24 protein-coding genes and 1 pseudogene are annotated in these 22,918 nt (G+C 71.0%); 13 read left to right on the forward strand and 12 right to left on the reverse strand.

The window, feature by feature from the left end:
* Nucleotides 1-53 precede the first annotated feature (53 nt).
* Both ACIP82_RS07330 and ACIP82_RS07335 read right to left on the reverse strand, forming a co-directional pair.
* The gene (locus tag ACIP82_RS07330; protein ID WP_400651793.1) at nt 54-1,565 is read right to left on the reverse strand and encodes a DEAD/DEAH box helicase; all 1,512 of its coding nucleotides are present in this window, start codon (nt 1,563-1,565) and stop codon (nt 54-56) included.
* A gap of 372 nt (nt 1,566-1,937) precedes the next feature.
* Entirely contained in the window at nt 1,938-2,141 is a 204-nt protein-coding gene (locus tag ACIP82_RS07335) for a cold-shock protein (RefSeq protein ID WP_030918248.1), read from the reverse strand.
* 559 nt (nt 2,142-2,700) lie between these two features.
* Here ACIP82_RS07335 and ACIP82_RS07340 point away from each other — a divergent pair.
* A complete protein-coding gene (locus ACIP82_RS07340; RefSeq protein WP_400651796.1) occupies nt 2,701-4,323 on the forward strand; it encodes an FG-GAP-like repeat-containing protein in 1,623 nt (540 codons plus the stop codon).
* A gap of 137 nt (nt 4,324-4,460) precedes the next feature.
* Here the strand turns inward: ACIP82_RS07340 and ACIP82_RS07345 are convergent, their stop codons facing one another.
* Nucleotides 4,461-5,396, reverse strand: coding sequence for a peptidoglycan-binding protein (locus ACIP82_RS07345; protein WP_400651797.1), 936 nt, complete (start codon nt 5,394-5,396; stop codon nt 4,461-4,463).
* A 351-nt stretch (nt 5,397-5,747) separates the two neighbouring features.
* Between ACIP82_RS07345 and ACIP82_RS07350 the strand changes: the two genes are divergently transcribed.
* Genes ACIP82_RS07350 through ACIP82_RS07360 form a run of 3 tightly spaced genes read left to right on the forward strand, consistent with a single transcriptional unit; the run spans nt 5,748 to nt 8,204 of the window.
* On the forward strand, nt 5,748-6,524 hold the full coding sequence (locus tag ACIP82_RS07350) for a 2OG-Fe(II) oxygenase (RefSeq protein WP_400651799.1): 777 nt from the start codon (nt 5,748-5,750) through the stop codon (nt 6,522-6,524).
* Between the two features lie 7 nt (nt 6,525-6,531).
* Nucleotides 6,532-7,287 carry an SDR family oxidoreductase gene (locus tag ACIP82_RS07355; RefSeq protein WP_363606130.1) on the forward strand — a complete coding sequence of 252 codons (756 nt, stop codon included), beginning with the start codon at nt 6,532-6,534 and terminating at the stop codon, nt 7,285-7,287.
* A gap of 47 nt (nt 7,288-7,334) precedes the next feature.
* Nucleotides 7,335-8,204: a hypothetical protein gene (locus ACIP82_RS07360; RefSeq protein WP_400651803.1), complete on the forward strand. Its 870-nt coding sequence runs from the start codon at nt 7,335-7,337 to the stop codon at nt 8,202-8,204.
* A gap of 199 nt (nt 8,205-8,403) precedes the next feature.
* Here ACIP82_RS07360 and ACIP82_RS07365 read toward each other — a convergent pair whose 3' ends face one another.
* A complete protein-coding gene (locus ACIP82_RS07365; protein WP_363615313.1) occupies nt 8,404-8,604 on the reverse strand; it encodes a DUF397 domain-containing protein in 201 nt (66 codons plus the stop codon).
* A 206-nt stretch (nt 8,605-8,810) separates the two neighbouring features.
* Between ACIP82_RS07365 and ACIP82_RS07370 the strand changes: the two genes are divergently transcribed.
* Together ACIP82_RS07370 and ACIP82_RS07375 are read left to right on the forward strand one after the other, a co-directional pair.
* On the forward strand, nt 8,811-10,025 hold the full coding sequence (locus ACIP82_RS07370; RefSeq protein WP_400651806.1) for a helix-turn-helix domain-containing protein: 1,215 nt from the start codon (nt 8,811-8,813) through the stop codon (nt 10,023-10,025).
* A gap of 148 nt (nt 10,026-10,173) precedes the next feature.
* On the forward strand, nt 10,174-10,344 hold the full coding sequence (locus tag ACIP82_RS07375; RefSeq protein WP_363615310.1) for a hypothetical protein: 171 nt from the start codon (nt 10,174-10,176) through the stop codon (nt 10,342-10,344).
* A gap of 141 nt (nt 10,345-10,485) precedes the next feature.
* Here ACIP82_RS07375 and ACIP82_RS07380 read toward each other — a convergent pair whose 3' ends face one another.
* The 4 genes and pseudogenes from ACIP82_RS07380 to ACIP82_RS07395 all read right to left on the reverse strand — a co-directional run.
* Nucleotides 10,486-10,686 (reverse strand): DUF397 domain-containing protein, encoded by a 201-nt coding sequence (locus ACIP82_RS07380; RefSeq protein ID WP_363615308.1) that lies wholly within the window; start codon nt 10,684-10,686, stop codon nt 10,486-10,488.
* 204 nt (nt 10,687-10,890) lie between these two features.
* The gene (locus tag ACIP82_RS07385) at nt 10,891-11,103 is read right to left on the reverse strand and encodes a DUF397 domain-containing protein (protein WP_363615306.1); all 213 of its coding nucleotides are present in this window, start codon (nt 11,101-11,103) and stop codon (nt 10,891-10,893) included.
* Nucleotides 11,100-11,708 carry a DUF5753 domain-containing protein gene (locus tag ACIP82_RS07390; protein ID WP_363615315.1) on the reverse strand — a complete coding sequence of 203 codons (609 nt, stop codon included), beginning with the start codon at nt 11,706-11,708 and terminating at the stop codon, nt 11,100-11,102. Before ACIP82_RS07390 ends, ACIP82_RS07385 begins: the two co-directional genes overlap by 4 nt.
* Before the next feature lie 18 nt (nt 11,709-11,726).
* Nucleotides 11,727-12,050 (reverse strand): annotated as a pseudogene (locus ACIP82_RS07395) (helix-turn-helix domain-containing protein); the annotation flags it as partial.
* On the opposite strand from ACIP82_RS07395, the gene ACIP82_RS07400 reads away from it, so the two are divergent.
* The 4 genes from ACIP82_RS07400 to ACIP82_RS07415 are packed head-to-tail and all read left to right on the forward strand — an operon-like array spanning nt 12,049 to nt 13,232.
* Entirely contained in the window at nt 12,049-12,267 is a 219-nt protein-coding gene (locus ACIP82_RS07400; protein WP_363615304.1) for a hypothetical protein, read from the forward strand. The pseudogene ACIP82_RS07395 and the gene ACIP82_RS07400 sit on opposite strands and share 2 nt — an antisense overlap.
* Nucleotides 12,267-12,515 carry a hypothetical protein gene (locus ACIP82_RS07405; RefSeq protein ID WP_400651811.1) on the forward strand — a complete coding sequence of 83 codons (249 nt, stop codon included), beginning with the start codon at nt 12,267-12,269 and terminating at the stop codon, nt 12,513-12,515. The genes ACIP82_RS07400 and ACIP82_RS07405 overlap by 1 nt, the downstream gene beginning before the upstream one ends.
* A complete protein-coding gene (locus ACIP82_RS07410) occupies nt 12,490-12,744 on the forward strand; it encodes a hypothetical protein (protein ID WP_363614512.1) in 255 nt (84 codons plus the stop codon). Before ACIP82_RS07405 ends, ACIP82_RS07410 begins: the two co-directional genes overlap by 26 nt.
* 8 nt (nt 12,745-12,752) lie before the next feature.
* Nucleotides 12,753-13,232 (forward strand): NUDIX domain-containing protein, encoded by a 480-nt coding sequence (locus ACIP82_RS07415; protein WP_400651815.1) that lies wholly within the window; start codon nt 12,753-12,755, stop codon nt 13,230-13,232.
* Nucleotides 13,233-13,339: 107 nt separating this feature from the next.
* On the opposite strand, the gene ACIP82_RS07420 is transcribed toward ACIP82_RS07415, so the two are convergent.
* Nucleotides 13,340-13,729 (reverse strand): transglycosylase family protein, encoded by a 390-nt coding sequence (locus ACIP82_RS07420; RefSeq protein ID WP_400651816.1) that lies wholly within the window; start codon nt 13,727-13,729, stop codon nt 13,340-13,342.
* A 591-nt stretch (nt 13,730-14,320) separates the two neighbouring features.
* Between ACIP82_RS07420 and ACIP82_RS07425 the strand changes: the two genes are divergently transcribed.
* The gene (locus tag ACIP82_RS07425; RefSeq protein ID WP_363614516.1) at nt 14,321-14,728 is read left to right on the forward strand and encodes a universal stress protein; all 408 of its coding nucleotides are present in this window, start codon (nt 14,321-14,323) and stop codon (nt 14,726-14,728) included.
* Nucleotides 14,729-14,871: 143 nt separating this feature from the next.
* On the opposite strand, the gene ACIP82_RS07430 is transcribed toward ACIP82_RS07425, so the two are convergent.
* The 3 genes from ACIP82_RS07430 to ACIP82_RS07440 form a co-directional block, all read right to left on the reverse strand.
* Nucleotides 14,872-15,285, reverse strand: a complete 414-nt coding sequence (locus ACIP82_RS07430) for a chaplin (protein WP_400651819.1) — start codon at nt 15,283-15,285, stop codon at nt 14,872-14,874.
* 136 nt (nt 15,286-15,421) lie between these two features.
* The gene (locus tag ACIP82_RS07435; RefSeq protein WP_400651821.1) at nt 15,422-20,101 is read right to left on the reverse strand and encodes a tetratricopeptide repeat protein; all 4,680 of its coding nucleotides are present in this window, start codon (nt 20,099-20,101) and stop codon (nt 15,422-15,424) included.
* Between the two features lie 47 nt (nt 20,102-20,148).
* Nucleotides 20,149-20,466 carry a trypco2 family protein gene (locus ACIP82_RS07440; RefSeq protein ID WP_400651824.1) on the reverse strand — a complete coding sequence of 106 codons (318 nt, stop codon included), beginning with the start codon at nt 20,464-20,466 and terminating at the stop codon, nt 20,149-20,151.
* 239 nt (nt 20,467-20,705) lie between these two features.
* Between ACIP82_RS07440 and ACIP82_RS07445 the strand changes: the two genes are divergently transcribed.
* Entirely contained in the window at nt 20,706-22,211 is a 1,506-nt protein-coding gene (locus ACIP82_RS07445) for a PLP-dependent aminotransferase family protein (protein WP_400651827.1), read from the forward strand.
* A 194-nt stretch (nt 22,212-22,405) separates the two neighbouring features.
* Entirely contained in the window at nt 22,406-22,915 is a 510-nt protein-coding gene (locus ACIP82_RS07450; RefSeq protein WP_363614500.1) for a hypothetical protein, read from the forward strand.
* The last annotated feature ends 3 nt before the right edge of the window (nt 22,916-22,918 follow it).

A 22,918-nucleotide genomic window follows, 5' to 3' on the forward strand; every position in this document is an offset into this window, starting at 1 on the left:
CCTGCGGTCGTCGCGGGCCCGGCCCGCCGCGCGGGCCGGGCAGGTGCGGCGTCCTACGCGGCGAGGGCGACGCGCCTCGGCGCCCGGCGGCGGGAGCCGGCCGCGCCCTGCGGGTTACGGCCGGTGCCGGCGCTGGTGCCGGTGCCGGCGGCGGGGCGGCTGCGGCGGCCGCGGTTGGCGGAGGCGCTGCGGCGGGGGCGTTCCACGACGGGGTCGGCGATCACGACCGGGATCCCGGTGGGGACGCGGGCGCCGGTGATGCGGGCGAGCTCCCCGTCGCTGGAGTGGACCCGGGTGGCGGTGGGGGTGATGCCCGCGGTGGCCATCATGCGGGCTGTTTCGCGGCGCTGGTTGGGCAGGACGAGAGTGACCACGGTGCCGGACTCGCCGGCCCGCGCGGTGCGGCCGCCGCGGTGCAGGTAGTCCTTGTGGTCGGTCGGCGGGTCGAGGTTGACGACCAGGTCCAGTCCGTCGATGTGGATGCCCCGGGCGGCGACGTTGGTGGCGATCAGCGCGGTGACCCGGCCGGAGCGGAACTGTTCGAGGGTGCGGGTGCGCTGGGGCTGGGACTTGCCGCCGTGCAGCGCGGCGGCCTTCACCCCGTTGGCGAGCAGGTCCTCGACCAGGCGGTCGGCGCCGTGCTTGGTGTCGATGAACATGATCACACCGCCCTCGCGGGAGGCGATGTGGGCGATCGTGGCGTTCTTGTCGTGGTTCTGCACATGGAGCACGTGGTGCTCCATGGTGCTGACCGTGGCGGCGGACGGGTCCACCGAGTGGGTGACGGGGTCGTTGAGGAAGCGGCGCACGAGCCGGTCGACGTTGCGGTCCAGGGTCGCGGAGAACAGCATCGTCTGACCGTCGGCGGCGACCTGGTCGAGCAGTTCGGTGACCTGCGGCAGGAAGCCCAGGTCGGCCATCTGGTCGGCCTCGTCGAGCACCGTGATGCCGACCTCGTCGAGTCGGCAGTCACCGCGCTGGATCAGGTCCTTGAGCCGGCCGGGGGTGGCGACGACGACCTCCGCGCCCCGGTTCAGCGCCTGGGCCTGGCGGCCGATCGACATCCCGCCGACCACGGTCGCCAGCCGCAGTCGCACCGAGTGGGCGTAGGGGGTGAGCGCCTCGGTGACCTGCTGGGCGAGCTCCCGGGTGGGGACGAGCACCAGGGCCAGCGGGCGGCGCGGCTCGGCGCGGCGGCCGGCCGTGCGGGCCAGCAGGGCGAGGCCGAACGCGATGGTCTTGCCGGAGCCCGTACGGCCTCGGCCGAGTACGTCGCGTCCGGCCAGCGAGTTGGGCAGCGTGGCGGCCTGGATCGGGAACGGCGAGGTAACGCCCTGGCGGGTCAGCGTCGAGAGCAGGGCCTTGGGCATGTCCAGCTCGCCGAAGGACTCGACGGCGGGCAGCGCCGGTGTGGTGCTGACCGGCATCGCGAACTCGCCCTGCGGCGATGAGCCCTGACGCCCGGTCGGGCCGGTGAAGCGCCGGCCGCCGCCCGAGCGGGACCGGGAGCCGCCGCCGGAGCGGGAGCCGGAGTTCTGGTGTGAGGAGCGACTGGAGCGGTTCATGCGGAAACCTTCCTCGGTGCGGCACGTCACGAGGAGGGCTCTGCGGCGCGGGTGCGGCAGAGATCGCAAGGAACGGGCCAGAAACTGTGACGAGCGGAGCGTGGACGGTGAAACCGTTGCGGCACGTCGCCTATGGTCGGCGCTCACCGGACGTGCGGAGTGCGGGAGCGAAGAACCTCGAACCGTGAGATGTCACGGCGGGGCGCCGATCCGGACGCGGCGCTGTGCGTCTCGCGTGGGGATGGCCGCCGGTGGCGGAGCCAGGGGGCCTGAGTGGCCGGGGACCGGTCGTGGCGCAATGCCGAGGGGCCCGCACCGGGCATGTACGCGGTGCGGGCCCCTCGCTGCTAGGCGGGTGCCATGGCAGAAAAACTACAGCGGACGAATGTTCTCGGCCTGCGGGCCCTTCTGGCCCTGCGTGACGTCGAACTCGACCTTCTGGCCCTCGAGCAGCTCACGGAAGCCGTTGGCGTTGATGTTCGAGTAGTGGGCGAAGACGTCGGGGCCGCCACCCTCCTGCTCGATGAAGCCGAAGCCCTTTTCCGCGTTGAACCACTTCACAGTGCCATTAGCCATAAAAAATTCTCCTTCAAGGGCTGTCCGAAGCCCGCACTGTGCGGACTTCGAGTCGCCGCGATGATGACCCGCCCGGAAAAAGAGCCGGGAAACAAAAATGCACCTGCGAATACATCAGCAGGCGCACACAAAGTTCATGGGAACCACTACTGCAACTAAGTCGACTGTAGCAGGCCACAGCTCGCCGCGGTGGAATTATTTTTCCCCGGTGTCGCCGGACGGCGACGCGCCGGGCAGCACCAGGGCCCGGGGGAGCCCCCCGAGGAGGCGCCGCGGCGGCTGCCTTTGCGTGAGTTTCGGCCGAGCCGCGGAGTGGGAAGTCGACGTGGCCGACTCCCCACTCCGCGTGGGCTGCGTCCTCGTGACCGGGTGGGGAGCCCGCCCGGTCACCCGGAGTCAGCGGAGGCCGAACGGAGCCTGTCTGTCACTCACTCCCGGACCTGAAGATCATCGGAGCTGACCCCGGCCGCGTCGGCGCCGACGGGATGCGACAGGATCGCCGCCGGGGTGCGCGAACGCACCACCTGATGCTTCATCACCATCTGTAGGGGGACAGCTCGTGAAAAGGTTCCTACCGCTTGCCACGGCCGCGTTGCTCGGCGCGGCCGGCGGCGTGCTCGGCCTCGGATCCGGTGCCGCCACCGCCGCCCCGGCCGCCACCGCAGCGCCCGTGCTCAGGGTGATGCCGCTGGGCGACTCGATCACCCAGGGCTTCGGCAGCAGCGACTGGGGTGGCTACCGTGAGCCGCTGGCGGGCGACGTCGCCGCGCAGATCCGGTACACCGTGCACTTCGTCGGCTCCGGCTCGGACGGCCCGGCCACGTTCGGGGAGCGGAGCCACGAGGGGCACGGCGGCTGGCGGATCAACGACATCAGCGGCGGTGTCGACAGCTGGCTCGGCCTCCAGCGCCCGGACGTGGTCCTGCTGCACCTCGGGCTCAACGACCTGCAGAACAACGACGACCCGGCCCACGCCCCGGACCGTCTCAAGCAACTGCTCGACCGGATCTACACCGCCCGGCCGGGCATCACCGTCATTCTGCAGGGCCTGATACCGACCACCGCCTGCCCGGGCTGCCCGGCCGGCACCGCCCTGCCCGGCCTGATCCAGCAGTACAACTCCCGGATCAGCCAGTTCGAGCCGGCCCAGGCACAACTGGGCCGCCACTTCCGCTATGTGGACGCGCCCGCGCTGGATCCCACCACCGAGTTCGCGGGTGTCGGGGACCTGCACCCCAGGGACGCCGGCTACAAGCGGATGGCGGACGCCTTCTTCCCCGCACTCGACCAGGCCTTCAGCAGCGGCTGGCTGCCCGGCAACACCCCGGTGCCGGGCAGCGCACCCGAGGTGAGCAGCCATGTGCGCTGGGCGGACTTCGACGGTGACGGCCGGGCCGACTACCTCTACATCAACGACGACGGCTCGGTGCGGCTCTTCCTCGACAAGGGCGGCGACACCCCCGCCGGGCCGGGCTGGCAGGACCTCGGCATCGTCGCCAGGGGCCTCGACCGGGACCGCGGCAGGGTCCGGTTCGCGGACTTCGACGGCGACGGCAGGGCCGACTACCTCTACATCAACAGGGACGGCTCGGTGCGGGCCTTTCTCAACCGGGGTGGGGACAGTGCGGCCGGGCCCGGCTGGCAGGACCTCGGTCAGGTGGCCACCGGGCTCACCGCCAATGCCGACCAGGTCCGCTTCGCCGATGTGACGGGCGACCGGAGGGCCGACTACCTGCTGATGAACGCCGACGGATCGGTGACCGCGTACCGGAACAACGGCGGCGACACGGCGGCCGGGCCGGGCTGGCAGGACCTCGGCAAGATCGCCACCGGCCTCACCACGGACCGCGGCCGGGTCCGCTGGGCGGACTTCGACGGCGACGGCAGGGCCGATTACATCCTGATCAACCCGGACGGTACGGTGCGGGTCTTCCTCAACAAGGGTGGGGACAGTGCGGCCGGGCCCGGCTGGCAGGACCTCGGTCAGGTGGCCACCGGGCTCACCGCCAATGCCGATCAGGTCCGCTTCGCCGATGTGACGGGCGACCGGAGGGCCGACTTCCTGCTGATGAACGCCGACGGATCGGTGACCGCGTACCGGAACAACGGCGGCGACACGGCGGCCGGGCCGGGCTGGCAGAGCCTCGGCAAGATCGCCACGGGCGTGGGCAGCGAGGGGTGAACCCCCGGTCGTGAACGGCCTGTTCCCTGAGGTCCTCTTGGGGCATCGGGACGGGCGCACGGGCTCGCGGCGCGCCTGCCGGGCGCGCCGCGAGCCTCCGGGGGCAGAGGCGTCAGGGCCGGGCGGGGGCCGGCAGGCTACGGGAAGTGGGAGACTCCGGCGGTGTCGAGCTGGGATCCCAGGGCGTCGACGGTCTCCTGTGGGACGTCGTCGATGCCACCGGCGCCGGGCGTCTCGCTGAGCTGGTTGGACTGCTGGAACTTGACCAGGGCGGCCTGCGTGCCCGGCCCGAAGATGCCGTCGAGACCGTTCGGGTCGAAGCCGAGCTTCTCCAGGGCGGTCTGCACGCCGACCGCCAGGTTCAGCGGGACGGGGAAGTTCCCCGAGCGCATGTTGGTGTCGAGCTTCTGCGCGGGGTCGTAGGCGAGTTGGGTGAAGTCGCCCGAGGTCGAGGCCTTCCAGCCGGCCAGGGTGAAGAGCAGCCCGTCGAGCACGTTCCGCGGGACCACCCCGGGGTTGTCGGTGTCGGTCATATGGCTCTCCCGCGCCATGGTGAGCCAGTCCACGGGGCCGGCCGAGGCCGCGGCCTCGAAGTTCGGGAAGTGGAAGAGCGGCCCGAGCGCCCACACCATGCTGAACAGACCGAGCTGGCCCTCGGCGGGCCAGTTGTCCAGATCGCTGAACGCTGCCCGTCCCTTCACCTGGCTCTCGAAGTCGGCCAGCTTGCTCGTGATCAGCCCGTCGATCGCCGCGTCGTCGATCCGCAGCGTGGTGACCGCCTCCTTCTGTGGCAGCAGGGCGTGGGAGGTGCCGCTGGACTTGACCGTCTGGTACTCCTGCTCGATGTCGGCATGCGCGGCCGAAGCGCCGGAGTTCTTGTCGACCCAGTTCAGGGTGAAGGCATCGGGCAGCAGATGCGCGTTGCTCCCGAGGTTCGAGGGATCGTCGGCGTCGAGCAGGTTGCCCACCCCGGTGGACACCAGGCTCTTGATGTCGAGATACATGAAGTGCACGCGGCCTTCAAGCGGTTCGGTGAACGGAATGAAGGCGTCTTGGACGCTCTGCTGCATCATGACTCCTACGGGAGGAAGCCCCCCTTCGTGCACGCCCGCCGCCCCCGGGGCGGACAGGCCTCACCCGGTCCGCGCTCCGTGAATCGGTGACCATCGCTCAGTACAAAGCGCAGAGTTGGCAGTTCTGCCCTGCGAGCCCCGCCCGCAATCAGTTTCCGGCCGTTCCATGTGTGGCGCAACTCGGGAGGCGAAGGGTCGAGTCCGCCCGGCGTCCACAACTGCCAATGATGAAAGCTGTGTTCACCGGGGACATCCCGAGTTGCCGACTCCGGCAAGGCCGTTCAGGCTGTCGGTAGAGGAACATTTCCGAGTCTTGTACGCCTCCACCCAGGTCATCCCGGAGGGCGAGCGGTGAACAGCAGCCTCGATGAGATTCTCGACGGGCGCCGGTGGCGGCTGCGGGAGTATCCGTTCCGGCATCTCTGGGCCGAGCCGGTGTTCCGCCGCACCCGGTACGAGCAGATGGTCCTGGAGCTCCGACAGCTGCTGGCCGTCGACGGGACGGACGGCTTCCAGCGGAACATGCGCGGCTATGACGCGACCGGTCACAGCTTCCGACCAGGCTACCGTGGGGCGTTCGAGGCTTTCCTGTCCTCGGAGTTCCGCGATGCGCTGTCCCGCGTCTTCGACGTGCCGGTCACCTGCGACGTCAACGCCTCGCTGCACCACCACGAGGCCGGCGCCGCCAGCGGCCAGGTGCACAACGATCTCAACCCGGGCTGGTTCGTGGCGCGGCCGCACCCGGACGGGGTCAATCTCGCCGACTCCGGGCGGTGCAGCTACCGGTACGGCACCACGTCGGAGCCGGGCCTGGAGACCGTGGAACGGGTGCGGGCGGTGGCCGTCCTGTACTACCTGGACAACGGGCCGTGGTTTCCGGGGCGCGGCGGTGAGACCGGGCTGTACCTCGACCGGACCACCGCCGTCACCGAACCGACCGTGCTGGTGCCCCCGACGGACAACGGAATGCTCGCCTTCGAGTGCACGCCCACCTCGTTCCACACCTATCTGGCGAGCACGACGCAGCGCAATTCGCTCGTTCTCTGGCTGCACCGGAGCAAGGAGGACGCCGTGGCCCGGTGGACGGACCGGGAGATCGTGCGCTGGGCCAGAGCGAGTGGGCGGTGATGCCGTGATGTCCGAGCCACGGGTGTGCCTGTTCCTGGGCGCCGGGGGCCGCCTGGGCGGAGCCTTTCTGCGTTCCCTGTCGTCGCGCTATCGCATCGCGGCGGTCTACCGGACCTGCCCCGCCGGGGCCGAGCGCCGGTACGAGCAGGTGGTCGACCCGCTGAACCAGGCCCCGCCGGTGCACGAGCGGCACACCACGTTCTATCCGATCGCCGCGGACCTGGCCGAGCCGGGCAGCCCCGGGCGGATCGCCGAGCTGGCACTCGCCGCGTTCGGCCGGGTGGACCTGGTCGTCAACAGCGCCGTGCTGTACGACTGGGGGCCGGGGACCTCGCTCGATTTCCTGGCGCGTCTGCCACGGCAGTTCCTGGTCAACGTGGTGCGGCCGTTGCAGGTGGTCGCCGAGCTCTACGAGAAGTCGTGGCGGGCGATCCCCGAGGACAACCGGCTGCACCGTCGAAATGTCATCAACCTGTCGTCGGTGGCCGCCTCCAGAGCCTTCCCCGGCACCGGTCAGCTCGGATACAGCGCCTGCAAGGCCGCGCTCGACATCGCGAGCCGGCACCTGGCGGCGGAACTCGCCCCCGCCGGGGTCCGGGTCAACGTGGTCGCCCCCAACACCTTTCCGCGCATCGTGAGCGTCGAACGCGTCCTGGCGGCGCTGTACGAGCTGGATGCCGGCTCCGAGACCGGGCAGGTGCGGGTCATCGACCGGGAGCCGCGGCGGGTGCGGGACGAGGAGAGCGTCCCGATCCGGCGCTGAACAGCATCAGAAGAAATCGATGGAGAACGAGGTCACGGGAGCGTCGTATGTCGAATGGCAACACTTTTTTCCAAGTACCGGTCTCTGCGCCTGCGGACGCACAGTCGATACAGAACAGCCTGACCCAGTCGGGCCAGCTGGCGAACCAGATCCAGGCGGCCGTCAAACAGGCGGGCAGCCCTGCGGTGGGGGACATCGGCGCCGCGTTCGGCAACGTGGTGCAGGCCATTGCCAAAGGCAACTCCATGCAGGAGGTGCAGAACCAGGTCAACAACCTCAAGGATTCACTGTCCAAGCACGCCGGCGTGCTCGGCACGGTGGCCGGATCGGTCATCCAGCATGTGGTGGATGTGGAGACCACGTCCGCCAATGCCATCGATCTGATCGGCAGGATCAATCTCAGTGACGGATCGAGCATCGTCTCGGCGCTGAACGCGATAGCGAGCGTGTTCGCGGCGATCGGCCGTCTCGCCGGGGACATCGGAGCCGCGGTGGTGGCGCTGGGCGGCGGCCCGGTCGGGGTGGTGATCGGGGCCACCGCCACCCTGGCGGGAACGGCGGCTCAGACGGTCACCACCGCCGCGAACACGGTGTCGAGCGTGTCGTCCAGCGATCCGGGGGGACCTGGGGAGCCCGGTGAGCCCGGTGAGCCCGGTGAGCCCGGTGAGCCCGGTGAGCCCGGTGAACCTGGGGAACCTGGTGGGCCCGGTGAGCCTGGTGAACCCGGTGAGCCCGGTGAGCCCGGAGAACCCGGTGGGCCTGGAGAACCCGGTGGGCCCGGTGAGCCCGGAGAACCCGGTGGGCCTGGAGAACCCGGTGGGCCCGGAGAGCCTGGAGAACCCGGTGGGCCCGGTGAACCTGGTGGGCCTGGAGAACCCGGTGGTGGGCCCGGTGAACTCAAGCGATTGGAGGAGTAAGGCCGGCACGCCCGTGGCCCCCGCACCGGAGCTCTGGGGCGAGGGCCATCGCGAGGGAGACCGCCACGGTGCGCCGTTGTGGCTCATACCGGGAATCGGTGGCGGCCAACGGCTGGGTGGGGGTGGTTGAGCTTGTTGGTGGGGTTGAGAAAGGCGCCGCCGCCCCGGTTGGGGGCGGCGGCGCCAGGGTGTGGTGCGTTCAGGCGGGTCCGAAGTCGCCGGCGCGGACGGCGGTGACGAAGGACTGCCAGGCGTCGGCCGGGAAGACGAGGGCGGGGCCGTGCGGGTCCTTCGAGTCGCGGACCGGGACGATGGCGGGGTAGTCGTCGGCGACCTCGATGCACTCGCCGCCTTGACCGCTGTAGGTGCTCTTGCGCCAGTTTGCTTGGTCGAGCGTCATGTCGGCAGATCCTTCCGGGTTTGACGGATCATGTCCAAGAGCGCGGGTCACATCGTGTCTTCGACCTGGAATCGATCGTAGCGTCTGAGCGATGTCGCCACAGTGGTGCGATTGCGGCTGTGCGGGCGTGGTCGAACTTGGCAGCGGCGCCAGCAAGATTGCCGAGTGGTTCAGGCCGTTGCCTGTTCAGGCGTAATGTCTGGCATATGGCGAACGACCACCTTGGGGAGCGGCTACGTCGGTTGCGCCGCTTGGCCGACCTCACGCAGGAAGCCCTGGCGGAGAAGTCGGGCGTGTCCGTGGATGTGGTTCGGAAACTCGAACAGCAGCGCAAGCATTCGGCACGGCTGCCCACACTTCATGCGCTGGCCAAGGGACTTGGCGTCGAGCTGACTGCGTTGCTGGGTGATCCGCCGGCCGTTCCGTCGACGGGCGATGTGGAGCCGGCGGAACTGGTCTTTCTACGCCGCGCCATTATGCCGTCGTTGTTCACCCCGCTTCCCAGCCCGGACGGGGCAGAGTGGCTGTCACTTGCTCTGTTGAAGGCTGAGATCGCCGATGGGTGGACCCTCTACCACGCTGCAGACTTTGGCAGGCTCATGGAGATTCTGCCTGGCGTCATCGTGGACGCCAGGCGCGCCGCTGCTTCAAGCAAGGGGCGTGAGCGATTGGCAGGTCATCATGCCTTGGGGAAGGCTCTCCAGCTGGGTGGCCACCTTGCTATTCGGTTCGGCAAGACAGATCTCGGCGTCTCCAGTCTCGAACGAGCAATTTCGGCTGCCGATTCCGCCGAGGATCCCTTGCTGGCAGCGATGCTCTGCAACTCTGTGTCGTGGGCGTACCAGCGTCAGAACCGATTGGATGATTCTCGTACGCTGGCGGTTCACGCTGCCGATGGAGTCGAGCGCGAGCACGCTTCCAGCGCGGAAGGGCTCCGCGTCTGGGGTGGGCTGATCATGGCAGGAGCGATCAGTACCAGTCTTGGTGGCGACTATGACGGTGCGTCCGAAATGATGGGGACTGCGGAGCGGGCGACTGTGCGGTTGGCGGAGATGCCGCCGCCTGAGGACAGTCGAATGGTCAGCGTCTTCAGCGAGTCGTCTGTTCGGATCAAGCGCGTGCGTCTTGCTGTTCAACATGGACGTTCTGACGAGGCGTTGGCCCTCGCGCGAGGTGTTCGCTTTGGTGTGGAGATTCCGCCCTCGTGGCGGGCATGGCTCTTTCTCGACGTGGCGCGAGCGTACGCGGACCTTGGGAACGCCAGAGGGGCAGTGGCGGCACTGGAACGGCTCCAACGGACCGCCCCCGGCTGGATGCGTCACCATACGCTGGCGGTGGCGATCGTCTCTGACCTTTGGGCGGGATCCGCTAGGCCTCCGGGTCTTCGGAAGCTCGCAAGATTCCTTGGCCTGGCTGATTAGGAGTCAGAACTAGGACGTTTCATCCCTGGTAGCCGCAAGCCGGTGGCGAGAACCTCTTCATACCAATACGGAGAGGAGTCACATCATGACAGGGGATGTCCGACTGGATGTCGCGCGGCCTCCGGCCCTCGGCGAGCCGACCACTAAATTGCACGGCTACGGGATCCGCTGGGATCCCGCCGTCCGGCTCTACCGGGTGCGCAACGAGATCACGGGGGAGTGGCTGCGCGACTCCTCCGGATCGCTGAGCGGCTTCTCCTCCTTCTCCGTCGCGGAGAAGGCCTGGCGGGGGTTCGAGTCGCACCGGGAGATGGTCTGATGGGGCCGATCCTCAACCGGGCGGCCGGCGAGCAGTGGCGGGAGGCCGCTTTGGAGTGATTGCGGCTGTGTGTGGGGTGGTTGGGCTTTGAGAGAAGTGTCGTCGCCCCGGTCAGGGTGGCGGCGCCTGGGTGTGGCGTGTTCAGGCGGGTCCGAAGTCGTCGGCGCGGACGGCGGTGACGAAGGACTGCCAGGCGTCAGCCGGGAAGACGAGGGTGGGACCGTTCGGGTCCTTGCTGTCCCGAACAGGAATCACTCCGCTGAGGCCGTCGGCGACCTCAATGCACTGGCCTCCGTCGGTGCTGTAGGTGCTCTTGCGCCAGTTTGCTTGGTCGAGCGTCATGTCGGTAGATCCTTCCGGGTCTGACTGATCATGTCCAAGAGCGTGGGTCGCATCGGGCTTTTGACCTGGAGTCGATCGTAGCGTCTGCGCCAAGCCGCCAGGGTGTGGCGATTGCGGCTGGGTTGGGGGTGGTTGGGCTTGTTGGTGGGGTTGAGGAAGGCGCCGCCGCCCCGGTTGGGGTAGTGGCGCCTGGGTGTGGTGTGTTCAGGCGGGTCCGAAGTCGTCGGCGCGGACGGCGGTGACGAAGGACTGCCAGGCGTCGGCCGGGAAGACGAGGACGGGACCGTGGGGGTTCTTGGAGTCGCGAACGGGCACAGCGTTCGGGTAGTTGGGTGCCACCTCAACGCACTGGCCTCCATCGGAGCTGTGGGAGGACTTCACCCAGTGGGCGGATGACAGGTCGAGGCTGGAGCTCATGGTGCCAGTTCCTTCCGGATTCTTCTGATCATGGCCAGGGACTCTGCCTGGGGAGGCGCGTCCACCTGGAGACGATCGTAGCGCCTGCGCCAGGTCATGACGGCTGCTCGATCTCGCTCCAGGAAACCGCGGTGCAGCGTTTCTGTGTAAGCCAGTTGGCCATTGTCACCAATGGTCAGCAAGGTGACAGCCGACCGGAAGGGCCTGAGCACTCCCATGGTGAACGGCACGACCTGCAACAGGATGTGGGGTTCCTCCGCTAGTTCTTCGAGATGCTCAAGCTGTTCGGCCATGACGTCCGGGCCGCCGAGCTGCCATCGCAAGGCGCTCTCATCCAGTGCGGCGTAGATGAGGGGTGGAGGGGTGTGAGTCAGAAGCTTCTGTCTGGCCAACCGGAAGTCGAGTCGCTCCTCGGCCTGGTCGGTAGTGATCTCGCCAAGGTCCACCGTGCCTCCCAGTTCGGCCTCGGCATAGGCCCGAGTCTGGAACAGGCCGGGGATGATGCCGATCTCGAACAGCCTTATCTCAGTGGCCTGCGCCTCATGGCGCGTGAACTCTGTGAATCCCTCGGCGAGACCGGCCGAGTTGTTCGCCTGCTGCCACATGAGGGCCAAGGTGCCCTGTGTCCCCAGGGCCTGGTCAGCCGCACGAGCGAAGCGGAGCGAGGGTTGCTTCGTGCCAAGTTCGGCGAAGGAGACCGTTGAGTAGTGGAACCCGACACACGCGGCCAACTGCGCCTGCGTGAGCCCGGCTGTCTCGCGTGACCTGCGAAGTTGCACCCCAAAGGGCGCCCACCGGCCTGAGGATGGATCAAGCTCCTTGCGGTTAACCATGATTGCCCCAACTTGGACAGCCGGAAAGTCAAAACCAATTTCGCTTCCGATGGTAGCTGTCGACAGGCCACCATGGGCACAGAACGTGAAAGCTCGTAAGCGGAGGGTTCCCATGAACCATGCCCAGACTCAGCCCAGACCGGACGACCCGTCCACCAACCTCCACGGCTACGGGATCCGCTGGGATCCCGCCGCCCGGCTCTACCGGGTGCGAAACGAGATCACGGGGGAGGGGCTGAGAGACGGCGACGGATCGCTGAGCGGCTTCTCCTCCTTCTCCGTCGCGGAGAAGGCCTGGCGGGGGTTCGAGTCGCACCGGGAGATGGTCTGATGGGGCCGATCCTCAACCGGGCGACCGCCGAGCAGCGCCGCGAGGCCGCCTTCGCCGTCGAGGAGCTGACGGCCGTCCTCGCTCTCGGTGACGCCAAGTTGCCCTCCCTCGAAGTGGACTGGGACTACGGGCGGTTGACCGGTGCCTACCTGATCAACCTCGGCTCGGCCCGTACCTCCCAGGTCCTGCGGATCACCGAACTCCTGCGAAAGGGCCTGCTCCATGAGCGGCAAGCCGACCAGGACTGAGCTCCTCGCCGCCGCCCTCGTGCTCCTCGCCTCCTTCGGCATCGCCCACGGTGCTTCCGCCCTGGTCGACCCCGGGCAGCCGGCCGTTGCCCGCCTGGTCTGGTGGCTGTTCTTCGCCACCGCCCTCATGACCGGAATGAACGTGACCGAGGCCTGGGCCCGCCGACGGAGCCGCCGGAGTCGAACCCGCCGTCCCCACCCGAGAGCCAGCACCAGCACCAGAAGGTGACCCCCACCGTGCGCGACCCCCGACTCCTTGCCAAGCCGCCCGTCTGCCGGCTCGGCTGCCTCGTCCTCCTCCGCGACCCGCGCGGCCGCGTCCTCCTCATCGACCCGGACTTCATGGACGGCCTGATCCTCCCCGGCGGCAGCGCCCGCGCCAATGAATCCCCGCACGAGGCCGCCGCCCGCCACCTCCATGCCGAGACCGGCCTGAACCGCCGCCCCACCCACCTCCTCGCCGTCGACTTCACCCCCGCCGACCGCTACCTCGAACGCCTCAACCTCGTCTTCGACGGCGGCACCCTCAGCGACCACGAAGCCGCCCGCATCACCGTCCCGCCCCAGCACCGCAGCGGCCTGCTCGGCCACCGCTTCGTCGACCCCCGCCGCCTCCCCACCGTGATGAGCCCCGCCCAGGCCGCCCGCGTCCGGGAGGCCCTCACCACCGCACCGCGCCGCTTCCCCCTCCTCCTCCACGGCCAGCGAGCCGCCTGAAAGTGCCCCGGAAACGCCCCGGAAACGACACAACGCCGCCGCACCCGACCGGTTCGACTGAACGGTCGGGTGCGGCGGCGTCGTCGTGGCGCGGTGCGCCGAGGGCCTTACTTGCTCATACCGGCCTTGACGGAGCAGATCGGCCAGGCGCCCGGGCCCTGGGCGGCGAGGACCTTCTCCGCGATCGCGATCTGCTGGGCCTTGGTGGCCTGGTGGGCCTGCGAGGCGTACGCGGTACCGCCGAAGGCGGCCCAGGTGCTGGAGGTGAACTGCAGACCGCCGTAGAAGCCGTTGCCCGAGTTGATGGCCCAGTTACCCGTCGCCTCGCACTGCGCGACCTTGTCCCAGACGGACGCCGGCGCGGCGGAGGCGCTGTTGGCCGTGACGAGGCCGGCCACCGGCAGGGCGGTCAGCGCCCCGGCCATCAGAGCCATCCGGACGCGGCTGCGACGCTTGGTGGCGGTGGTGGTGGCGGCAGTCTCGTTACGGAAGGTCATGGGGTTCCTTTCGGAGGGGGTCTGCGAGCGCGCGGAACCAGGCCCTCGGAAGGCCGTCGGTTTCGGGGATCACGTCACTCGCGTGGTTCGGCACCGTTCCGAACTCCGGGGCTGTGAGGCCCTCGGGAGCGTTTCGCTCGGTGCAACGAGTTCGAAGTTACGGGGGCCCCGGTGGAGGTTTCAAGGATTTACAGGTTTAGCCACGTCAGAGGGGTGTTACCGGGGGTATGGATCAAGGAAATGTACTAATTTGGACCGAAATGTCCCTATTTCGAAGATCAAACCTCCCCTGGAAGTGGCCTGCGTCACGTGCGAGTCGCTGTGAGGCCGCCCACATTGTCGACGCCGCGTGACGGGCTTCCGGCCGTCCGTGTCCGAATCGGCCCTCCCGGCCAAGATCGACGGCCGCCCGGGGTGGCCCGCACCACAGCCCTCACCCGTCGTGCCCCGTCCCCTCACGTGCCGTGCCCGGAATAGCCTCGGGCCATGAGCAACGAGAGTGATGCAGGGGCCGTCGGCGGGGTCGAGGAGCCGGAGCAGGCGGTCGCGCCGGCCGGCTTCGAGCTGGGGACCGACGGGCCCAAGGTGATCATGGCCGGGCTGGACGGCTCGGACTCCTCCTGGCGTGCGACCGCCTATGCGGCCGGCCTCGCCCGGCGGCAGAACGCGATCCTCGCGGTGGCGTACGTCCAGCCCGTGCTCGGGGCGGCGACCGCCCTCGCGGGCGCGGTGGTGGAGGAGACCACCCAGGAGATCGCCGACGAACTGCTGGCCGCGCTGCGCGAGGCCGAGCACCGGCTGAGCCACGTCTGGCAGCTGGAGTGGCGCTTCCTGACCGTCCGCGGTGACCCGTACACCGGCCTCGCGCGGATGGCGGACGAGCTGCGGGCGGACGCCGTCGTCGTCGGCGCCTCCGAGCAGGCCGGGCACCGGGTGATCGGTTCGGTCGCCGTCCGCCTGGTGAAGGCGGGCCGCTGGCCGGTGACCGTGGTGCCGTAGCCCGCCCGCGACCGGACAGGACGGAAGGGCTGCGATCCCGGCGTCGATGCCGGGGTCGCAGCCCTTCGGGTTGCTGGGGGTTCTGGTCGGTGGAACGGGGTGCCTACCCGGCGGGTGGGCCGGGGGTGGGCCCTGGGCTTGGATCAGCTGTTGCCGCCGCTGCTCCCGCCGCCGTTGTTGCCCCCGCCGTTGTTGCCCCCGCCGTTGTTGCCCCCGCCGTTGTTCCCGCCGCCGCCGTTGCCGCCTCCGCCGGCCGGGTTGAACAGGCCGATGATGTCGATGCTGTTGCCGCAGATGTTGATCGGGATGCTGATCGGGATCTGGATCTGGTTGCCGGACAGCACGCCCGGCGAACCCGCCGCGACACCGTTGGCGTGGGCGCCCTCCCCGATGTTGGCGCAGGTGGTGCCGGACGGGGCGAACCCCGAGTGGCCGTGGTCGTGGCCGTGGTGGCCGCCGCGCACGATGCCGTCGCCGGCGTAGGAGGGGCCGGCGCAGGTGATGGCCAGCGCGGCGCCGAGGCCGACGGCGGCGAGGTACTTCCTGGTGTTGGTCATGTCCGGAGACATAACAGGCAGCCCCTGAATCCAGTCATGAGCCTATTTAGCGACCACCTGATTGGCGTCCTAATCCGACCCCAATGCAGGAGCCGGACCGCTCGGGCCGTCATGCGGCTCCAGCTCCGAAGAGCCGCTACGTCGAACGCCTGATCAGTTTCGTTCGGGTCTCCAGGGCCAGCCGCTGTTGCCGCTCGACCAGCGTGGGTTCCGTGGCACCCAAACCGCGGAATACGGCCAGCGCCTCGTCCACGGCCGCCAGCGCTTCGGCCGACCGTGCTCCGGCGAGAAGCCGGGCCCTGGCGTACGCGAGCAGGGCGGCGCCGAAGTCGAGTTCGTGGGCGGCGGGGGCGGCGTCCCGGAGGCGGCGCCAGACCTCGACCGCCCGTTCGGTGGTCCCGGCGGCCTCGCCGTGCCGTCCGGCCCGGGCCAGGCAGAGGCCCAGGACCGGCAGTGCCCGCGCCAGGTCGGCCTCAAGGACGAGGGGGTCGGCCTCGGCCGGCGGGGTGAGCAGGGCGACGGCCTCCTGGGCGTACGTCAAGGCCTCCTCGGGCCACTCCGGTTCCTCCGCCAGGCACTGGGCGAGCCCGCTCAATGCCGAGGCCAGAATGGTCCGGTAGGGGGCGGGACCGGTCTCGGCGAGCGGTCGGGCGGCCTGCACCGCGCGTTCGAGGAGAGGCAGCGCGGCCGCCCGCTGTTCCAGCTCGGTCAGGATCACGCCGTGCACGCAGAGCGCGACGGACAGGAACGGGCCGTGTGCGGGATCGAGCCCGGCGAGAGCGTCACAGGCGTCCACCGACTCCTGGGCGGTCCTCACCGCCTCGTCCACCCGGCCCGCGCCGAAGAAGAGGAAGCCGAGCAGGACGAGGGCCAGGGCCGGGACGGGCTGGTGCGCCGTGCGGTCGGCTTCGGACAGTTCGCACCAGAGACGGACGGCCTGCTTCATCGGGGGCAGCGCCTTGCCGCGCTGCCCGGCCTGCATCAGGTACTCGCCGAGGTTCCCCAACGACGCCGCGAGAGCGGCCCGGTGGGCCGGAGTGTCGGCGCGGGCCCGGATCCGGCGCCGGACGGTCACCGCCTTCCGGGCGGCGGCCAGCGCCTCGGCGTGCCGCTGGACCGATGCGAGCTGGCGTCCGAGCAGGTCGAGCGTCGCGGCCTGTTCCGGTTCGTGCGTCTGCGGATCGTCCTTCGCCAGCCGGTGGCGGAGCTTCGCGACCTCCTTGGTCACACCGGGCGCGTCGTGCCGTTGTCCCGCCAGGGTCAGCGCGCCGGAGAGCGAGCTGAGCCGGGAGGCCGACTCGGGCAGCCGGGCGAGGGGCGCGGCCGCGGCCACCTGCAACTCGACCGCCACCGCCTCCCGCACGATCGGCACGGCCTCCGGCAGCCGGCCCAAGTCCCGCAGGCACAGGACACGGTGGATCAGATACCGGGAGAGTGCGGGCCGGAACGCCCGGGGATTGGTACGGGCGAGACCGCGTGAGATCTCGACGGCCTCGGTGATCCCCGCCAGCGCCTCCTCGGCCCGGCCCAGTGCGCGAAGATGAACGCCGAGGTTGTTCAGGCACGCCGCGAGGTCGGGGCGGACGACCTCGGAGTGCTTCGCCGGCCGCGACCGGTAGATCGTGACGGCCTCCTCGATCCTCTCCACGGCCTCCTGGTGTCGCCCGACGTCGTCCAACCGGCTTGCGAGTGTGGTCAGACCCATGGCCAGATCCATGGCGAAGACGCCGGGGGAGGCCTCGTCCAGTTCGCGGTAGATACCGGCCGCTTCCTCGGCCAGGGTGAGGGCGCCGTGCGGATCTCCGGTGTCCGCGAGCTGGTTGGCCTGCGTGTTCAGGCTCATGGCCAGCTCACCGCGGAACGCGTCGGGCTGGGCCTCGGCCAGGATCCGGTAGCGTGCGACGGATTCGCGGCCCGCTTCGACGGCCTCGTCGTGGTGCCCGAGGGCCGCCAGGTCGATGGCGAGTGTGTTGAGGGTCATGGCCAGCCCGGGGCCGAACGCGTTGGGGCGCCCTTCGGCGAGCCGGCGGCGGATGGCGGTGCTCTGCCGGACCGCCTCCAGGGCCTCCTCCCATCTCCCCATCTCGGACAGGCAGTTGGATCTCGTGTTCAGGCCGACGGCCAGGGCGGGGCGGAAGGTGTCGGGGTGTTCCTCGGCCAGCGGCCGCAGGATCTCCAGCGCCCGGTCGATCGTCTCCAGCGCCTCTTCCCGCTGCCCGGTGTCCAGGCAGTGGATGGCGAGGTTGTTCAGATCCAGCGCGAGGTTGGCCCGGGCCCCTTCCGCCCCGGACCGGACCAGTCCCTCCCGGATCCCGACGGCTTCCCTGCCGGTTTCCAGGGCGCCCGGTGCGTCGCCCAGTTGCCGCTGGGTGTCGGACAGGCTGTTGAGGCTCTGTACGTGGTTCGACAGGATGGCGTCGGACGAGATCCCGGTCGCGGCCAGCCGCCGGTGGATGCCGACGGCCTCGGTCGCCGCGGCGAGGGCTTCCCGCCGCCGCCCCAGCGCGCGAAGGCAGACGCCGGCGTTGTTCCAGGCGGCGGCCAGTTCGGTGCGGGCGGCAGCGGTCCGGGGCGATGCCGCCCGGCTGAGCAGCCCGACGGCCTCCTCGGCCGCCGCCAGCGCCCGGTCCGGCTCTCCGACGTCCATCAGGCGCTTGGAGAGCTCGCGCAGTCTGGTGGCGAACGCGACCGTACGGTCGGAACCGTCCACGCCGGAGGCGCGCTGTGCGGCGACGATCCGCTCCAGGAGACGCACGGCCAGGGGAGCGAGGTGGTAGGAGGACAGCGGAACGCGGTCGGCCAGCGACTCGAGGTCCGACAACGGGGTGTCGGGGTCGTCGGACAGCCGGTGCAGTGCGGTGAGCAGCGGTTCGGGTGCCTCGACCTGCGTGGCGACGTCGACGGCGGGCGGGCCCAGCAGGGCCGGACTGCCGGTGCACAGGTCGGTGATCAGGCCGTCCAGCCGACCGCGGAGCGGCGGGTGTGCGCCGGCCCTGGTGAGCAGCGTCAGGAACCGGGCCGCCCGGGCCCGGTCCAGAGCGGGCACCAGACGGTGGGCGAGGGAGTGATCGGCCTGTACGCGCCGGCCCACGAGGTGCTCGGCGAGCCGGTCGGGCTGCAGGGCGCCCCAGGGGCCGGGGCCGGTCGGCGGGTAGGTCGCGGTGATCCACGACCGGACGGCCTCGCGGCGCTCCCCCTGGTCCGCGAGGCTCGGCACCCTCCGCAGGACCTCGGCCGCCTGCTCACGGTCGTCCGCTCCGACCAGCAGGGCCGCGGCCAGGGCGTCCTCGAGTGCCCCGTCCGTCAGCGGTGGCCGCAGCCGATGGGCGGTGGCGTTCCTCAGCCAGTACCGGCGCTCGTGCACGAGCATGCGCTCTTCGACGTCGGCCGCCTCCCCGGTCGTCGTCGGCGGCGCGGCATCAGGAGGGTCGTCGGCGGAGTCCCGGACGGTGTCCAGCAGGTCGGCCAGCGCGGTCATCTGCAGCGTCAGGGCGTTGTCGAACCCCGCGCGGTCGAGGACTGGGACGGGCAGGGCGCGGGCCAGGGCCGGCCAGTCGGGCCGTTGATGTCCGCTGACACCGGGCAGCGCCGCCGCGAACGCCTCGGCCGCCCGCCGGTACGTCCGCGGGCGGTCGGCCGGCGCGGCTTCCAGCGGGGGGAGCCCGACCACCGGAGCGCCGTCGAGCAGTTCCTCGGCGATGCGATGGGCGGCCTTCGCGTTGTTCCACCAGTCCCCGGCGGTGCGGGAGAGCAGGAGCAGCCTGAACGGCGCGGCGTGCTCCTCGGCGGCCGCCAGCAGGGCGGACAGCTCGTCGAGGCGGGTCTCCGCGTAGTCCAGCACCACCAGCAGGGGGCCGGTGACCTCCCACAGCGCGGCCAGGTCCGTCGGTGCCGCGTTCGCCCGCGGCCACAGCACCGTCCAGCCTTCCGGGAGCGGCCGCCGGGCCAGCCGGCGGGCGAGTTCGTGCGCCACGCGGGTCTTGCCCTGCCCGCCGGGGCCGTGGAGCAGCCAGGCGCCGAAACCCGCCTGCTCGCACCAGGCGGTCAACCGGTGCAGGAGCTCCTCACGGCCGTGGAAGTCCACGACCTGCCGTTCGGCCGTCAGCAGGGCCGCGGGAGAGGCCAGTCCGCCGGCCGGCCTCGGCGGCTCCTTCTCGACCAGGTCCTGGAACTCCACCAGCCCCAGCGCCGTCGAGCCGGCGCCGTGCTCGTCCAACGCGGCGCGGAAGGTCGCGTCGTGGTGCAGCACATAGGCCGGCACCGCCCTCAGCGCCGAGTGCCCGTAGTACGCCATGTCACTGGCGACGACCCCGATCAGCATCCCGCCGCAGAACAGCGCCGCTCCCGACAGCCCGGCCCAGGGTGAGAGCCCCGCGCCGGTCGGCTCGGGCGGGTGGTCGTCCAGCCTGACGACGTAGTGGTTGCCGACGAAGCCGCTGCCCGGGTTGATCCTTCCGGTCTGCTGCCCGGCCTCCGTCGCCCTGCCGGGGCGCTGGGCCACGGCAGGGGTGCCCCAGGTCTCGCACTTCTGCCGTGGGCGCGAGGTGGCCAGGCGCCCCCAGCGGACCTTCGCGCCGCCGGGCGGGTACCACCGCCCGTCGTCCACGAGCACCAGCGCGGCGTCGTCGCGCTCCCCGGGCGTACCGCACCACACCACCACGCCGTCGTACAGCGGTTCTTCGCCCGGGCGGTACAGCCGCACCGTCGTGGCCCGGCCGACGACGTGTGCGGAGGTGAGCACCAGCCGCGGGCCGATGACATAGCCCGATCCGGGCCCGTCCGGGCCCTCCACCGTCACCACACGCTCGCGTTCCACCCCGACCCCTCCACCTGCTCGTCGCGTCCGTGTCCGCCGGTGCGGGGTCAGCCAGGAATGCGCCCGCCCACCGGCCCGGGACCCTTGGGGCGCTGGGCGGACCCGCGGATGATCACGTCCTGGTCGTCGGCGGTGCGCGGCGTCAGCGTGAAGGACACCCGGTGGGTGCGGCCGCGGGAGACCCCGGCCTCCGCCTCCGCCGTCACCGCCCACACCCGGAAGCCTCCCCTGGCCTTCGCGTCCGCGCGCAGCTCGACCTCGAACTCCATCTCCACCGGCCCCACCGCGAACGCGATGTCCTGGCCGATCCCGCGCGCCGCGGCCTCCAGCAGCTCATCGCGCACGGCCGCCACCGCGTCTGCCAACCCGATCTCCACGAGCCCCACCCCTTCGGCGATCACGACATCCCGGCGGAGGGCCTGCGCGCAGGTCCCGCCTCGAGCCCAACTCTCCCGGGCGGGCGAGATGCTACCGGCGCGGACCGGCCCGGGGGGAGGAATAGCGCAGGATCGGAACACGGTCTCTGCCCGGCCGAGCTGGTCCGCGCCCCACGGCCCGTATCGGCCGGCGGCCGGTCACGACCCGCCCGGTAGGGTACGTGATCATGACGGACACCCCGGTCGGGCACCCCCGGACGCACACCCGCCCGACCGGCGGCACTCCCCGGACCGGCACCGCGCCCAGGGCCGCCACCGCGCGCAAGACCGGCAGCGACCTGCACCTCGAACTCGCCGCCGGGGGCCGCCGCGCCGCGCTGATGGCCGCCCTGCGCGAGGCGATCCGCAGCGGCCGGCTCACCCCCGGCACCCGGCTGCCGCCCTACCGCTCGCTCGCCGCCGACCTCGGCATCGCCCGCAACACCGCCGCCGACGCGTACGCCGAACTGGTCGCCGAGGGCTGGCTCACCGCCCGCCAGGGCTCCGGCACCACCGTCGCCGAGCGCGCCGAGCCCGTCACCCCGGCCCGGACCCGCCGGCCGTCGCCGCCGCCCCGGCCCGCCCACGACCTGCGCCAGGGCCAGCCCGACGCGGCCTCCTTCCCCCGGGCCGACTGGCTCGCCGCCGGGCGCCGGGCCCTCACCGCCGCGCCCAACGAGGCCTTCGGGCCGGGCGACCCACAGGGCCGCCGCGAGCTGCGCGCCGTCCTCGCCGACTACCTGGCCCGCGCCCGGGGCGTGCGCACCGACCCGGACCGCATCGTCGTCTGCTCGGGCTTCGCCCACGCGCTGCGACTGCTCTTCGACGGCGCGGGGGCCGTGCTGCCGGGGCGGGTCGACGGGCCGCTGGCCGTCGAGGCGTACGGGCTCTCCTTCCACCGGGCGCTGCTGACCGCCGCCGGGGTGGCCACCGTGCCGCTGTCGCTGGACGAGAACGGCGCACGGGTCGGTGAACTGACGAACCGTCAGGATATCGGGACGGCGCTGCTCACCCCCGCCCACCAGTTCCCGACCGGCGGGCCGCTGCACGCGGCCCGGCGCGCGGCGGTGGTGGACTGGGCACGCGGGCGCGGCGGTCTCGTCCTGGAGGACGACTACGACGGCGAGTTCCGCTACGACCGCCAGCCCGTCGGCGCCGTCCAGGGGCTGGACCCGGAGCGGGTCGTCTACCTCGGCACCGTCAGCAAGAGCCTCACCCCCGCCCTGCGCCTCGGCTGGATGGTGCTGCCCGAGCACCTGGTGGACCGGGTGCTCGCCGCCAAGGGGGAACGGGAGGCCTGGGCCAGCGCGCTGGACCAGCTCACGCTCGCCGAGTTCATCGAATCGGGCGGGTACGACCGGCACGTCCGGCGGATGCGTCGGCGCTACCGGGACCGCCGCGACCAACTGGTCGCGGCCCTCGCCGCCCGGGCCCCGCACATCGAGGTCTCCGGGATCGCGGCCGGTCTGCACGCGGTGCTCCGGCTCGCGCCCGGCACCGAGCGGTCGGTGCTCAAGGCCGCCGCCTACCGGGGGCTGGCCGTGGACGGCCTCGCGGACTACCGCCACCCGCTGGCCGACCCGGACACCACGCCCGCCGCGGACGGCCTGGTCGTGGGCTACGCCACCCCGCCCGACCACGCCTACCCGGCCGCCCTCGCCGCGCTGTGCGACATCCTGCCGCCGCCCGTCTGAGCCGGGGCCGGGCGCCCGCCGGCCCGGGTGGCGGCAGCCGTCCGGGTAGAGGCGGAGGGTAGGCGTCCGGACGGCGCGGCGGGAGGGCGGAGCGTACGCAATGGCCCGCCGCGTCCGCTCCGCTGTCATATGCCAGTACGGGCCGGGGCGGAGGCGGGCGCCGCAGGCGGCACCGCGCCCTACGCTCCATGGTCATGCGCAGAACACATGTGAGCCGCTTCGGACTTGCCGCGATCCTGGCCCTCGTGGTCGGTCTGCTCTTCTCGGCCGCCCCGGCCCAGGCCGACACCCCGCTGCTCGCCGTCAGCGCCGACAGGGCGACGGCGACCCCGGGCTCCTCGGTCACCTTGACCCTGACCCTCACCAACCCCCACAACACCCCGGTGCAGTTCGTCTACCAGTCCATCCAGCCGACGTACGCGACCACCCAGCTCACCGGTCTCAAGTACGCGTTCTCGGCCTGCGGCGGCAACGTCAGCGCCTGCGACACCGGTGCCACCACCGGCATCGTCCACCACACCGTGCCCGTCGCGGCCGGCGGCAGCACCACCGTCACGCTGACCTACGCCATCGCCTCCGACTCGGCCTGCGGCTCCGGCGCACGGATCGACTTCTACACGTACATCTACTACGAGTACCAGTCCGGCGGTGCCAGCGACTCCGGCATCCTCAACGTCCCCGGCAACGAGGTCACCTGCTCCTGAGCC

It is taken from the genome of Kitasatospora sp. NPDC088548, from assembly GCF_044753005.1.
GTDB lineage: Bacteria > Actinomycetota > Actinomycetes > Streptomycetales > Streptomycetaceae > Kitasatospora.

What these genes read in the sequence shown, in the direction of transcription:
- ACIP82_RS07330 (WP_400651793.1), bottom strand. Translation starts at nt 1,565, where the DNA reads ATGAACCGCTCCAGTCGCTCCTCACACCAGAACTCCGGCTCCCGCTCC.
- ACIP82_RS07335 (WP_030918248.1), bottom strand. Translation starts at nt 2,141, where the DNA reads ATGGCTAATGGCACTGTGAAGTGGTTCAACGCGGAAAAGGGCTTCGGC.
- ACIP82_RS07345 (WP_400651797.1), bottom strand. Translation starts at nt 5,396, where the DNA reads ATGATGCAGCAGAGCGTCCAAGACGCCTTCATTCCGTTCACCGAACCG.
- ACIP82_RS07355 (WP_363606130.1), top strand. Translation starts at nt 6,532, where the DNA reads ATGTCCGAGCCACGGGTGTGCCTGTTCCTGGGCGCCGGGGGCCGCCTG.
- ACIP82_RS07360 (WP_400651803.1), top strand. Translation starts at nt 7,335, where the DNA reads ATGTCGAATGGCAACACTTTTTTCCAAGTACCGGTCTCTGCGCCTGCG.
- ACIP82_RS07365 (WP_363615313.1), bottom strand. Translation starts at nt 8,604, where the DNA reads ATGACGCTCGACCAAGCAAACTGGCGCAAGAGCACCTACAGCGGTCAA.
- ACIP82_RS07370 (WP_400651806.1), top strand. Translation starts at nt 8,811, where the DNA reads ATGGCGAACGACCACCTTGGGGAGCGGCTACGTCGGTTGCGCCGCTTG.
- ACIP82_RS07380 (WP_363615308.1), bottom strand. Translation starts at nt 10,686, where the DNA reads ATGACGCTCGACCAAGCAAACTGGCGCAAGAGCACCTACAGCACCGAC.
- ACIP82_RS07385 (WP_363615306.1), bottom strand. Translation starts at nt 11,103, where the DNA reads ATGAGCTCCAGCCTCGACCTGTCATCCGCCCACTGGGTGAAGTCCTCC.
- ACIP82_RS07390 (WP_363615315.1), bottom strand. Translation starts at nt 11,708, where the DNA reads ATGTGGCAGCAGGCGAACAACTCGGCCGGTCTCGCCGAGGGATTCACA.
- ACIP82_RS07400 (WP_363615304.1), top strand. Translation starts at nt 12,049, where the DNA reads ATGAACCATGCCCAGACTCAGCCCAGACCGGACGACCCGTCCACCAAC.
- ACIP82_RS07405 (WP_400651811.1), top strand. Translation starts at nt 12,267, where the DNA reads ATGGGGCCGATCCTCAACCGGGCGACCGCCGAGCAGCGCCGCGAGGCC.
- ACIP82_RS07410 (WP_363614512.1), top strand. Translation starts at nt 12,490, where the DNA reads ATGAGCGGCAAGCCGACCAGGACTGAGCTCCTCGCCGCCGCCCTCGTG.
- ACIP82_RS07420 (WP_400651816.1), bottom strand. Translation starts at nt 13,729, where the DNA reads ATGACCTTCCGTAACGAGACTGCCGCCACCACCACCGCCACCAAGCGT.
- ACIP82_RS07425 (WP_363614516.1), top strand. Translation starts at nt 14,321, where the DNA reads ATGGCCGGGCTGGACGGCTCGGACTCCTCCTGGCGTGCGACCGCCTAT.
- ACIP82_RS07430 (WP_400651819.1), bottom strand. Translation starts at nt 15,285, where the DNA reads ATGACCAACACCAGGAAGTACCTCGCCGCCGTCGGCCTCGGCGCCGCG.
- ACIP82_RS07445 (WP_400651827.1), top strand. Translation starts at nt 20,706, where the DNA reads ATGACGGACACCCCGGTCGGGCACCCCCGGACGCACACCCGCCCGACC.
- ACIP82_RS07450 (WP_363614500.1), top strand. Translation starts at nt 22,406, where the DNA reads ATGCGCAGAACACATGTGAGCCGCTTCGGACTTGCCGCGATCCTGGCC.